Origin of the sequence: Candidatus Brevundimonas phytovorans, from assembly GCA_029203145.1 — a bacterium.
In the GTDB taxonomy this organism is placed as follows: domain Bacteria; phylum Pseudomonadota; class Alphaproteobacteria; order Caulobacterales; family Caulobacteraceae; genus Brevundimonas; species Brevundimonas phytovorans.
The window spans coordinates 1541853-1554583 of sequence record CP119309.1; the positions used below are offsets into that span (position 1 = coordinate 1541853).

General features: G+C 65.0%; 12 protein-coding genes. All 12 read right to left on the minus strand.

The genetic code is table 11. The features are described 5' to 3' along the window. Position 1: 1 nt before the first annotated feature. Positions 2–808, minus strand: coding sequence for a type III pantothenate kinase (locus tag P0Y52_07405; protein WEK59455.1), 807 nt, complete (start codon positions 806–808; stop codon positions 2–4). Continuing rightward, complete coding sequence (locus tag P0Y52_07410) at positions 805–1551, minus strand: biotin--[acetyl-CoA-carboxylase] ligase (GenBank protein WEK59359.1); 747 nt, start codon at positions 1549–1551, stop codon at positions 805–807. Before P0Y52_07410 ends, P0Y52_07405 begins: the two co-directional genes overlap by 4 nt. A gap of 6 nt (positions 1552–1557) precedes the next feature. Beyond that, the gene (gene nuoN / locus P0Y52_07415; GenBank protein ID WEK59360.1) at positions 1558–3000 is read right to left on the minus strand and encodes an NADH-quinone oxidoreductase subunit NuoN; all 1443 of its coding nucleotides are present in this window, start codon (positions 2998–3000) and stop codon (positions 1558–1560) included. A gap of 7 nt (positions 3001–3007) precedes the next feature. Then, a complete protein-coding gene (locus tag P0Y52_07420; GenBank protein ID WEK59361.1) occupies positions 3008–4495 on the minus strand; it encodes an NADH-quinone oxidoreductase subunit M in 1488 nt (495 codons plus the stop codon). 5 nt (positions 4496–4500) lie between these two features. Further along, positions 4501–6570, minus strand: a complete 2070-nt coding sequence (nuoL, locus tag P0Y52_07425) for an NADH-quinone oxidoreductase subunit L (protein WEK59456.1) — start codon at positions 6568–6570, stop codon at positions 4501–4503. 13 nt (positions 6571–6583) lie between these two features. Then, complete coding sequence (gene nuoK / locus P0Y52_07430) at positions 6584–6892, minus strand: NADH-quinone oxidoreductase subunit NuoK (protein ID WEK59362.1); 309 nt, start codon at positions 6890–6892, stop codon at positions 6584–6586. Next, entirely contained in the window at positions 6892–7518 is a 627-nt protein-coding gene (locus tag P0Y52_07435) for an NADH-quinone oxidoreductase subunit J (protein WEK59363.1), read from the minus strand. The genes nuoK and P0Y52_07435 overlap by 1 nt, the downstream gene beginning before the upstream one ends. A gap of 63 nt (positions 7519–7581) precedes the next feature. Next, positions 7582–8073 carry an NADH-quinone oxidoreductase subunit NuoI gene (nuoI, locus tag P0Y52_07440; GenBank protein ID WEK59364.1) on the minus strand — a complete coding sequence of 164 codons (492 nt, stop codon included), beginning with the start codon at positions 8071–8073 and terminating at the stop codon, positions 7582–7584. After that, entirely contained in the window at positions 8073–8285 is a 213-nt protein-coding gene (locus tag P0Y52_07445; GenBank protein ID WEK59365.1) for a hypothetical protein, read from the minus strand. The genes nuoI and P0Y52_07445 overlap by 1 nt, the downstream gene beginning before the upstream one ends. Beyond that, a complete protein-coding gene (nuoH, locus tag P0Y52_07450; GenBank protein ID WEK59366.1) occupies positions 8285–9361 on the minus strand; it encodes an NADH-quinone oxidoreductase subunit NuoH in 1077 nt (358 codons plus the stop codon). The genes P0Y52_07445 and nuoH overlap by 1 nt, the downstream gene beginning before the upstream one ends. A gap of 3 nt (positions 9362–9364) precedes the next feature. Beyond that, a complete protein-coding gene (nuoG, locus tag P0Y52_07455) occupies positions 9365–11410 on the minus strand; it encodes an NADH-quinone oxidoreductase subunit NuoG (GenBank protein ID WEK59367.1) in 2046 nt (681 codons plus the stop codon). Between the two features lie 4 nt (positions 11411–11414). Beyond that, positions 11415–12728, minus strand: a complete 1314-nt coding sequence (gene nuoF / locus P0Y52_07460; protein WEK59368.1) for an NADH-quinone oxidoreductase subunit NuoF — start codon at positions 12726–12728, stop codon at positions 11415–11417. Positions 12729–12731 lie beyond the last annotated feature (3 nt).

Here is a 12731-nt window from a genome sequence, read left to right on the forward strand (position 1 = left end):
CCTAGAGGTGGGTATTCCGCCGCCAGATTTCGAGTAGGCCGCGGATAGTCAGGTCCGGATCGAACCGGTCGATTGATTGGGTTGAACCCTCAAAGAGGGAGGCGACGCCGCCGGTGCCGACGACCGTCATGGGCTTGCCCCACTCGGTCTTGATGCGGTCCACCAGGCCTTCGATCAGGGCGATATAACCCCAGAAGACGCCGGATTGCATGGAGGTGACGGTATCGCGCCCGATGACGACATCGGGGCGTTGAATGGCGATGCGCGGCAGCTTGGCCGCCGCTTCGTGAAGAGCCTGCAGCGACAGGTTGATGCCGGGCGCAATCAGTCCGCCCTCGAAGGCGCCCTGCCCCCGCTCGGCCCCGCCGGACACCACGTCGAAGGTCGTGGCGGTGCCGCTGTCGATCAGCAGCAGGTCGCCCTCATAGACCTGGAGGGCGCCGATGGCGTTGACCAGACGGTCCGCCCCGGCCTCGCTGGGCTTGGGAATGCGCACCTCGATGCCGAGGTTGACGTTCTCGCCGATCACCAGAGGTTCGACGTGGATGTAGCGCCGCGCCAGGTTGCGCAGGTTGAAGATCGACTGCGGCACCACGCTGGAGATGATGCAGCCGTCCAGATCCTTCATGTTCAGGCCAGAACTCAGCTTGGCCCCGCCCATCTCGAACAACTGATGCAGCCAGACGGCGTATTCGTCCGCCGTCCGCATGGCGTCGGTGGCCGTGCGCCATTGCGCGATCCACTCATGGCCGTCGTGAACGGCGAACAGGGTGTTCGTGTTGCCTTGCTCGATCGCCAGCAGCATCAGGCGGCCTCTCCGAAAAAGACGTCGCCGGCCGAGATCACCCGCAGCGATCCGTCCGGCAGTTTCAGGCGCAGCGAGCCGTCCGCCTCGACCCCGTCAGCCACGCCGGTCAGGGTCTCATGGGTCAACCGCGCCGTGCAGGGGCCGTGCAGACCAGGCGTCCGCGCGGTCCAGGCGTCAAGAATGGGTTGGAAGCCCAAGGTGGTCCAGCGATCCAGCCAGACACCAAAGGTCTCGGCCAGGGCCTTGGCCGCCTCTTCCACCGACGGCGGAGAGACGATTCCGTTGGCCAGATGCTCGGCGATGCAGGTGGCGGGCCGTTCGGTCTCGTCCGGCGTCTGGCTCAGGTTCACCCCGATGCCGACGGCCAGCCACAGGCCGCCTGACGGCGCGGGGCCGGACTCGATCAGGATGCCGGAGGTCTTGCGACCGTCCAGCAACACGTCGTTGGGCCATTTGATCGTGACCAGAGCCGGCGGAACGTAACGATCCAGCAGGTCCGCCACGGCCAGCGACGCGGCGAAGGTCAACTGCGCCGCCTCCGCGGGGGATTTCCGCGTCAGCAGCAGCAGGGTGGAGGCGAGATTACCGCTCTCGCTCTCCCATTTGCGTCCGCGACGGCCACGGCCAGCTGTCTGGCGCCGCGCCGTGATCCATAGAGGACCGGGCTCGCCCGCCTCGGCGCGGCGTCGCGCCTCGGCGTTGGTGGAGTCGGTTTCGTCGAGGATCAGGACCGGGGCCGTCAAGCGCCCTTACCCGACGCCGACGCCAGAGGCGGCGGCGCGGGTCAGCGGCTCCAGCCAAGTCAGAGCGACGATCACCAGCGGGAAGCAGAAGGCGGCGGCCGCAAGCGCGATCCACTTGGCTTCCAGCGGCGACTTGTCCGGCGCGACGTCGGTCGCCGGGGCGTCGAACCACATCACCTTGATGATGCGCAGGTAGTAGAAGCCGGCCACGACCGAGGCGACCAGACCAGCGGCGCCGGCCATCCAGTAGCCCGCGTCTGCGGCGGCGCCGAAGACGAAGAACTTGCCCCAGAAGCCCGACATCGGCGGAATGCCGACAGCCGACAGGGACAGGACGGTCAGGGCGACCGCCATCAGCGGGCGATCCTTCTTCAGACCGGCCAGATCGGCGATCTTGCGGATCGGACGACCGTTGCGGCTCAGCGACAGCAGGACGGCGAAGAAGCCGAACTGGTCGATGACGTAAAGGGTCATGAACATCAGCGTGGCCTGAACCCCGGCTTCAGTGCCCGCCGCCACGCCCAGCAGGGCATAGCCGATGTTGATGATCGACGAATAGGCCAGCAGACGCTGGATGTCCTTCTGCATCAGACCGCCGAACGAACCGACGGCGAAGCTGATCAGCGAGATCAGGATGATGACCTGGGCCCACTGGGCGTGCGCGACACCGAAGCCTTCGACCAGGACGCGGATGATCAGGACCATGGCGGCGATCTTGGGCGCCGTGGCGAACAGGGCCACGACCGGGGTCGGGGCGCCTTCATAAACGTCAGGCGTCCACATGTGGAACGGCGCGGCCGAAACCTTGAACGCCAGACCGCAGATCAGGAAGACCAGACCGAAGATCAGGCCCGGACCAGGGTTGGCGGTGGCGAAGGCGGCGATGTCGACGAAGCGCATCGAACCGGCGAAGCCGTAGATCAGGCTGGCGCCGTAGAGCAGCAGGCCCGACGACAGGGCGCCCAGGACGAAATACTTCAGGCCCGCTTCCGAGGCCTTCAGGTTGTCGCGGTGATAGGCGGCCAGGACGTAGAGGGCCAGCGAGTGCATCTCGATGCCGATGTAGAGCGAGATCAGGTCGCCCGACGAGGCCATCATCGACATGCCGACCGAGGCCAGCACGATCAGGACGGGGTACTCGAACTTGGCGATGCCGTTGCGGTGGATCCAGCCGTCACCGAGGACGATGGCGACGGCCGCCGACAGGAAGATGGCGACCTTGCCATAAACAGCCAGCGGATCAGCCACATAGGCGCCGTTGAAGGCCGTACCCAGCGGACCGACTGCGGCCAGAACCGAGGCCGCGGCCAGCAGCAGGATCGACAGGCCCGAGATCAGGCGCGTCGACTTCTCGCCGGTGAAGGCGCCGAGCATGAGCAGCACCAGCCCGCCGACCGCAAGGGTCAGCTCCGGGGCGGCGAGTTGAAGGGCGGAAGACAGATCAGTCATTATGCTCTCACCCGCCAATGGCTGCGCGATAGGCGGTCGTCAGGGCCTCAACGGTCGGCCCGGTGTAGTCGAGGACGGCGTTGGGATAGAGACCCAGCCAGATGGTGCCCACGATCAGCGGCACGAAGATCAGCAGCTCGCGCTTGTCGATGTCCGTGATGGTCTTCAGCGCCGGGTTCGTGATCTCGCCGTACATGACGTTGCGGAACAGCGTCAGGGCATAGACCGCCGAGAAGATGACGCCCGAGGCGGCGATCAGGGCGGCCCAGGTCGAGACCTTATAGGCGCCGGTCATCGTCAGCACTTCGCCGATGAAGCCCGAGGTGCCCGGCAGGCCGACGTTGGCCATGGTGAACATCAGGAAGATGGCGGCGTACCAGGGCATACGCGCCGTCAGGCCGCCGTAGAAGGCGATCTCGCGGGTATGCATCCGGTCATAGATGACGCCGACGCAGAGGAAGAGCGCGCCCGAGATCAGGCCGTGGCTCAGCATCTGGAAGACCGCGCCCTGCACGCCGGTGTCGTTGCCGGCGAAGATGCCCATGGTCACGAAGCCCATATGGGCGACGGACGAATAGGCGATCAGCTTCTTGATGTCCGTCTGACGGAAGGCGACCAGCGAGGTGTAGACCACGGCGATGACCGACAGGGTCAGCACCAGGGGCGTAAACATCTGCGACGCCACCGGGAACATCGGCAGGTTGAACAGGATGAAGCCGTAACCGCCCAGCTTCAGCAGGATGCCGGCCAGGATGACCGAACCGGCCGTGGGCGCCTGAACGTGGGCGTCGGGCAGCCAGGTGTGGACAGGCCACATCGGCATCTTGACCGCGAACGAGGCGAAGAAGGCCAGCCACAGCAGGGGCTGAACGGCGGGGTCGAAGGCGTATTTCTTCAGCTCGGGGATGCTCGTGGTGCCCGTCTCATGGGCCATCCACAGCATGGCCAGCAGCATCAGCACCGACCCCAGCAGGGTGTAAAGGAAGAACTTGTACGAGGCGTAGATCCGGTTCGCCCCGCCCCAGATGCCGATGATCAGGAACATCGGCACCAGAGTGCCTTCGAAGAAGATGTAGAAGAGGAAGAGGTCCAGCGACGTGAAGACGCCGATGACCAGGGTCTCCAGCACCAGGAAGGCGATCATGTATTCGACGACGCGCGTCTCGATCGATTTCCAGCTGGCGATGATGCAGATCGGCATCAGGAAGGCCGTCAGCAGGACGAACAGGATCGAGATCCCGTCCACGCCCAGGTGATAACCGGCGCCGGCGAACCAAGCGTAGTTTTCAACGAACTGATAGGCCGGGTTCGACGGATCGAACTGGGCGACCAGCAGGACGGACACGGCCAGCACCACAAGCGTAGTGGCCAGGGCGATCCAGCGCGCGGCCGGAGCCGCGGCGTCCTGACCGCCCTTGTTCGTCAGGCAGGCCAGCAGCAGCAGGCCGGCGCCGACCAGCGGCAGGAAGGTGACGATGCTCAGAATGTGAGGCACGAGGCTCAGGCTCCCCACGTGAAGATGGCGAAGGCAAGGAACGCAGCCACGCCGATCAGCATCACGAATGCATAGAAATAGACAAAACCGGACTGGAAGCGGGCCAGCCAGCCACCGGACTTCATCGACGCCCAGGCGGCGCCGTTGGGACCGAGGCCGTCGATGATCTTCACGTCGCCGATCTTCCAGAAGAAGTCGCCGATCGCCTTGGCGCCCTTCACGAAGACGGCGTCATAGAGCTCATCGAAGAACCACTTGTTGTAGAGGAAGGTCCACAGCGGGCCCTTGCGATCGGCCCACTGCTTGGCGACGCCTTCCTTAAGGACGTAGATCCAGAAGGCGGCGAAGGTGCCCAGCAGGGTGACGACCAGCGGCGACCACTTCACCCAGGTCGGGACGTTGTGGCTCTCGTGCAGGACGTGGTTGTCGCTGCCGACGAAGATGGCGCCGCGCCAGAACTCGGCCTCATGGTGGCCGATGAAGTGCGGGGCGAAGATCATGCCCGCGAACACGGCGCCGATCGACAGCACCAGCAGCGGCAGGACCATGGGCGCCGGGCTCTCATGCGGCGACAGCGGACCATGGTGGTGGTCGTCGTGCGCATGGTCATCACCGTCGAGCGGCTCGGAGTGGGTCTCCAGCTGGGCGTGCGAAGCGTGGTCGTCGGCGGCGTGATGACCGTCGTCCTTCCACTTGGCCGTGCCGTGGAAGGTCATGAAGACCAGGCGCCACGAGTAGTAGGCCGTCAGCAGGGCCGCCGAGATGCCGATGACGAAGGCGAACATGCCCGCAGCCGAGTGGCCCGACGTCGCCGCCGCATAGGCGCTCTCGATGATGGAGTCCTTGGAGTAGAAGCCGGCGAAGCCGCCGACGCCGGGCAGACCCAGGCCGGTGATGGCGATGGTGCCGATCATCATGACCGCATAGGTCACGGGCAGCAGCTTCCACAGGCCGCCCATCTTCCGCATGTCCTGCTCGTGGTGCATGCCGTGGATCACCGAACCGGCGCCCAGGAACAGCAGCGCCTTGAAGAAGGCGTGCGTGAACAGGTGGAACATGGCGGGCTGATAGGCGCCCACGCCAGCGGCGAAGAACATGTAGCCCAGTTGCGAACAGGTCGAGTAGGCGATCACGCGCTTGATATCGTTCTGCATCATGCCGACGGTCGCGGCGAAGATGGCCGTGATGCCGCCGATGATGGCGATGAACAGCGACGCCGTCGGCGCGTGCTCATACAGAGGCGACAGCAGGCAGACCATATAGACGCCGGCGGTGACCATGGTCGCCGCGTGGATCAGGGCCGAAACAGGCGTCGGGCCTTCCATGGCGTCCGGCAGCCAGGTGTGCAGGAAGAACTGGGCCGACTTGCCCATGGCGCCGATGAACAGCAGCAGACCGGCCAGATCGAGGGCCGACCAGGTGTGGCCCAGGAATTCCCAGCCCGAGCCGACCTTGCCGGCGATCTGCGGGAACAGCTCGGCGAACTGGATCGTGCCGAACATCCAGAAGATGGTCATCATGCCCAGCAGGAAGCCGAAGTCGCCGACGCGGTTGACCACGAAGGCCTTGATGGCGGCGGCCGAGGCCGTGGACTTCTTGTACCAGAAACCGATCAGCAGATAGGAGGCCAGACCCACGCCTTCCCAGCCGAAAAACATCTGCAGGAAGTCGGCGGCCGTCACCAGCGCCAGCATCATGAAGGTGAACAGCGACAGGTAGGCGAAGAAGCGAGGACGGCTGTCGTCCTCGGCCATGTAGCCCCAGGAATAGAGGTGAACCAGCGACGACACCGTCGTCACCACGATCAGCATGGTGGCCGACATGGCGTCCACGCGGATCGACCAGTTCGACTGGAAGTCGCCGACGTGGATGAAGGGCGCGATGTGGACGGTGAAGGCTTCGAGCCCGCCCCAGGTCCACTGGCTGAACACGATCCACGAGACCGCGCACGAGAAGAACAGCAGGCCGGTCGTGACCGACTGCGAGGCGATGTTCCCGATCCTGCGACCGAAGAAGCCAGCGATCATCGCCCCCAGCAGGGGGGCGAAGACGCCAAGAGTGACGAGAGTCTGGATAGTCACGTTCCGATCAGCCCTTCATCACGGAGGCGTCGTCAACCGCGATGTCGCCGCGGTTACGGAAGAAGGTCACAAGGATCGCCAGACCGACAGCGGCTTCAGCCGCGGCGACGGTCAGGACGAACATGGCCATCAGCTGACCCGACACGTCGTTGAGATAGGTCGAGAAGGCGACGAAGTTGATGTTCACCGCGAGCAGGATCAGCTCGACCGACATCAGGATGATGATGACGTTCTTGCGGTTCACGAAGATGCCGAACACCCCGATGGTGAACAGCATGGCGGCGACCGCCAGATAGTGCTGGAGCGAGATGTCCATCACAGAAGCTCCTCGGGGGTGACGCCCTGGCCGGTGGCGACCGACTTGACCTCGACGGCCTTGGCCCGTTCGCGGTTGGCCTGGGCGGCCAGGTCCTGACGACGGACGCCGGGACGATGACGCAGGGTCAGGACGATGGCGCCGATCATGGCGATCAGCAGCACGATGCCCGCAGCCTGGAAGAAGTAGACGTAGTCCGTATAGAGCACGCGACCGATCGCCTCGATGTTGGTGGCGTCAGCCGTGGCGACCACGGGGGCGATGGAGGCCTTGGCCGCACCGCCCTGCACCACGGTGATCGACACCATGATCATCTCGGCCAGCAGCACCCCGGCCACGATGGCGGCCAACGGCAGGTAGCGGGCGTAGCCTTCGCGGAGGCGGACGAAGTCGACGTCCAGCATCATGACCACGAACAGGAACAGCACCGCGACGGCGCCGACGTAGACGACCACCAGCAGCATGGCCAGGAACTCTGCGCCCAGCAGGACGAACAGGCCGGCGGCCGAGAAGAAGCTGAGGATCAGCCACAGGACGGAGTGCACGGGATTGCGCGCGGTCACGACCAGAAGGCCCGAAACCACGGCGACCGTCGCCAGAAGATAAAACGCTATGCCTTGCAGCATGGGTGGGACAAAGCCCCCTTCAAAATCTTGCGCTGCGATCCCATGGCGGAATCGCGGCTCGGTTTAGCGATACGGAGCGTCGAGTTCCAGATTCTTCGCGATCAGCCGTTCCCAGCGGTCGCCGTTGTCCAGCAAACGGGCCTTGTCATAGAGCAGTTCTTCGCGCGTCTCGGTGGCGAACTCGCTGTTCGGTCCCTCGACGATGGCGTCCACCGGGCAGGCCTCCTGGCACAGGCCGCAGTAGATGCACTTGACCATGTCGATGTCGTAACGCGTCGTGCGGCGGCTGCCGTCGGCGCGCGGTTCGGCCTCGATGGTGATGGCTTGCGCCGGGCAGATGGCCTCGCACAGCTTGCAGGCGATGCAGCGTTCTTCACCGTTGGGATAGCGGCGCAGCGCGTGTTCGCCACGGAAGCGCGGCGACTGCGGGTTGCGCTCGAACGGATAGTTCACCGTCGCCTTCGGCTTCATCATGTACTTCATCGACAGGCCGACGGCGCCGAACACGTCGGTCAGCATCGCGCCCTTGGCCGCCTGAACGATACGGGTCAGCATTACGATTTCACTCCGGCGCACTCGCGTTCATAGCGCGCGCTTTCCTTGTCGAGGGTTCCGCACAGGCGCGCACGTTCAGCGTCTTCACGCTGAATTCGCTCTACCTTGCGTTCCCATTGATAGACCGAGACGGGCTCGGCCTCATACGCAGCGCAACCGCCGGCCGCGCCCAGGAGAACCAGGCCGATCAGTGCTGTGGCGCGCACGCCCATCACGCACCTACCGCGAAGACGCGCCAGGCCGCCACGGCCACCACGGCGATCAGCGACGTCGGCAGGAAGATCTTCCAGCCCAGGCGCATCAGCTGATCGTAGCGGTAGCGCGGCACGAAGGCCTTGGTCAGGGCGATCATGAAGAACCAGAAGACGATCTTGGTCGCCAGAACCAGGAAGTAGAACAGGTTGGCCAGGAAGGTCGGCCAGCTGTCGAGGAAGTCGGTCGGGAAGCCCGGGTTCCAGCCGCCGCAGAACAGCAGGCTGATCATGGCGCACATGAAGACGATGTTGGCGTATTCGCCGATCATGAACAGCAGGTAGGGGGTCGACGAATATTCGACCTGATAACCGGCCACCAGTTCCGACTCTGCTTCGGGAAGGTCGAAGGGCGGGCGGTTGGTCTCGGCCAGGGCCGAGATAAAGAAGACGATCGTCATCGGGATCATGACCACGATGGTCGGCAGGGTGTCCAGGCCGCCGCCGAACATGTTCCAGTTCCAGATCCACCCGGTCTGCTGGGTGACGATCTCGGTCAGGTTCATCGTCCCGGCCAGCAGGATGACGTTGATGATGACCAGGCCCATCGAGACCTCATAGGACACCATCTGCGCCGCCGAACGCAGCGAACCCAGGAACGGGTACTTCGAGTTCGAAGCCCAGCCGCCCATGATGATGCCGTAAACGCCCAGCGAGCTGATCGCCAGGATGTAAAGAATGCCGACGTTCAGGTCCGAGATCACCCAGCCCGGCGCGAACGGGATCACGGCCCAGGCGATGAAGGCCAGGATGAAGGTGATCAGCGGCGCGGCCAGGAAGACGACCTTGTCGGAACCCGACGGGACGACAATTTCCTTGAGCACGAACTTGAAGAAGTCGGCGAAGGACTGCAGCAGGCCGAAGGGGCCGACCACGTTGGGGCCTTTGCGCATCTGCACGCCGGCCCAGATCTTGCGGTCCGCCAGCAGCAGGAAGGCCAGCGAGATCAGAATCCCGACCGTGACGATCAGAATGCCGCCGAGGGTGGCGAGGGTCCAGCCGAGGGGGGTGGCCCAGAAGGAGGTCGCAGCGTCCATGATTTACTCCGCCGCCAGAACGACCGGGGCAGTCCGCTCGGCGGACAGCTCGGCCATGGTTTCGCTGGCGCGCGCGATCGGGTTGGTCAGGTAGGGATCGACGATGGTCGAGACGAAGGCGACGTCGCCCAGATCGCCTTTGGCGCCCAAGGCCGCCACGTCGAACGACGCCGCCGGGGCCAGATAGTCGATGCGGCCAAAGGTCGGATGGTCGCCCATCAGCTTGGCGCGCAGCTGCTCCAGGGTGTCGAACGGCAGCTTGCAGCCGACCCGTTCCGACAGGGCGCGGATGATGGCCCAATCTTCCTTGGCCTCGCCCTTGGGGAAGACGACGCGTTCGGCCATCTGCACCCGGCCCTCGGTGTTCACGTACAGGCCCGACTTCTCGGTATAGGCGGCGCCCGGCAGGATGACGTCGGCGCCGTGCGCGCCACGGTCGCCATGCGAACCCAGATAGACGCGGAAGGCGTCCGAGGCGGAGGCGTTGACCTCATCGGCGCCCAGCAGGAACAGCACGTCCAGCGCGCCCGGCTTCAGCATGCCGGCGACGTCCAGACCGCCGTCAGCGGGAACGAAGCCCATGTCCAGACCGCCGACGCGCGCCGCTGCGGTGTGCAGGACGTTGAAGCCGTTCCAGCCGTCCTTGACCACGCCGACCTTCTTGGCCAGCGCGCCCAGGGCGTTCAGCACAGCCGCGCCGGTGTCGCCGATCAGGGCGCCCGCGCCGACGATGATCGCCGGGCGTTCGGCCTTGGTCAGGAAGTCGACAGCCGCCTTGGGCAGCTTGCCCAGGGTCTTCGAACCGGCGCCCAGGTAGTTGTAGTCATAGGTCAGGTCGACCTGCTCGCCGATGACGCCGATCTCGGCGGCGCCCTTCAGCCAAACTTTGCGCAGACGCGTGTTCAGCAGCGGCGCTTCCGTGCGCGGGTTGGCCCCGACGATCAGGATGGCGTCTGCGTTTTCAATGCCTTGCAGGCCGGAGTTGAACAGCCAGCCCTCACGAGCCCCCTGCCCGATCGCGGCGCCGTCCTGACGGCAGTCGGTGTTGGCCGAGCCCAGGGCGCGGAACAGGTCCAGCGTCGCCTTCATCGACTCGGCGTCCTGCAGGTCGCCGGCGATGACGCCGATGCGGTCAGCCGAAGCCGACTTGATCTTGGTGGCGACCGCGGCCAGCGCCTCGTCCCACGAGGCGACGCGCAGCTTGCCGTTTTCACGCACCCACGGGCGGTCGAGGCGACGGGCTTGCAGACCATCGACGGCGTAGCGGCTCTTGTCCGACAACCACTCCTCGTTAATGCCCTCGTTCACGCGCGGCAGCACGCGCATGACCTCGGCGCCGCGCGCGTCGGCGCGGATGTTCGAGCCCAGGGCGTCCATGACGTCGATGGTCTCGGTCTTCTTCAGCTCCCACGGGCGATAGTGGTACTGCCACGGGCGGTGCGTCAGGGCGCCCACCGGGCACAGGTCGTTGACGTTGCCCGACAGCTCGCTGTCGATGTTCTTTTCCAGATAGGTCGTGATCTCGGCGCCTTCGCCGCGCGAGATCATGCCGATGTCAGGAACGCCGGCCACTTCGGTGATGAAGCGGACGCAACGCGTGCATTGGATGCAGCGCGTCATGAACGTCTTGACCGTCGGGCCCATGTTCTTTTCTTCGACCGCGCGCTTGTTCTCGCCGTAGCGCGAACCGTCACGGCCATAGCCGACAGCCTGGTCTTGCAGGTCACACTCGCCGCCCTGGTCGCAGATCGGGCAATCCAGCGGGTGGTTGATGAGCAGGAACTCCATCACCCCTTCGCGGGCCTTCTTGACCATCGGCGTGTCGGTGAAGATTTCCTGACCTTCAGCGGCCGGCAGGGCGCAGGACGCCTGCGGCTTCGGCGGTCCGGGCTTCACTTCAACCAGGCACATCCGGCAGTTGCCGGCAATGGACAGACGCTCGTGGTAGCAGAAACGCGGGATCTCTTGCCCGGCCAGTTCTGCGACCTGCAGAACCGTCATGCCGGGTTCGAACTCGGTTTCGACGCCGTTGACCTTGGCGATAGGCATACGATTACTCCGCCGCGATCGCGTGGCCGGCGAAGTTCGCGCGGCGGCTGCGGTAGGTTTGAATTCGGTCTTCGATCTCGTGACGGAAGTGCCGGATCAGGCCCTGAACGGGCCAGGCGGCGGCGTCGCCGAGGGCGCAGATGGTGTGGCCTTCGACCTGACCGGCCACGTCGAGCAGCAGGTCGATTTCCGACGGATCGGCGTCGCCCACGGCCATGCGTTCCAGCACGCGCCACATCCAGCCGGTGCCTTCGCGGCAAGGCGTGCACTGGCCGCAGCTCTCATGCTTGAAGAAGTAGCTGATGCGGGCGATCGCCTTCACGATGTCGGTGGACTCGTCCATGACGGTCACGCCGGCGGTGCCCAGCGACGAGCGCATTTCGCGCATGGAGTCGAAGTCCATCAGCACGGTTTCGGCCTGTTCGCGCGTGATGACCGGGCAGGAGGCGCCGCCCGGGATGATGGCTTTCAGGTTGCCCCAACCGCCACGCACGCCGCCGCCGTGATCTTCGATCAACTGGCGCAGCGGGATCGACATGGCCTCTTCGACCACGCAGGGCGTGTTCACGTGACCCGACAGGCTCATCAGCTTGGTGCCGGTGTTGTTCGGGCGGCCGAAGCTGGCGAACCAGTCTGCGCCCCGGCGCAGGATGGTGCCGACCACGGCGATCGATTCCACATTGTTCACGGTCGTCGGGCAGCCGTAGAGGCCAGCGCCCGCCGGGAACGGCGGCTTCAGGCGCGGCTGGCCCTTCTTGCCTTCGAGGCTCTCCAGCAGGGCGGTCTCTTCGCCGCAGATATAGGCCCCGGCGCCGTGGTGGATATAGACGTGGAAGTCCCAGCCATGGACGTTGTTGTCGCCGATCAGCTTGGCCTCATAGGCCTGCTTGACGGCGGCTTCCATGCGCTCGCGCTCCAGCACGTACTCGCCGCGCAGGTAGATGTAGCAAGCATGGGCCTGCATCGCGAAGGAGGCGATCAGGGCGCCTTCGATCAGCAGTTGCGGATCATGGCGCATGATCTCGCGGTCCTTGCAGGTCGCGGGCTCGGATTCATCGGCGTTGATGACCAGGTAGTGAGGACGATCCTTCACTTCCTTCGGCATGAAGGACCACTTCAAGCCGGTCGAGAAACCGGCGCCGCCGCGTCCGCGCAGGCCCGAGTTCTTCACGTTGGTGATGATCCAGTCGCGGCCAAGGTCCAGCATGTCCTTGGTGGCGTTCCACGCGCCGCGCTGCTTCGCACCCTCCAGGCCCCAGTCATGGAAGCCGTAGAGGTTGGTGAAGATGCGATCCTTGTCTTCGAGGATTCCGACCATGAG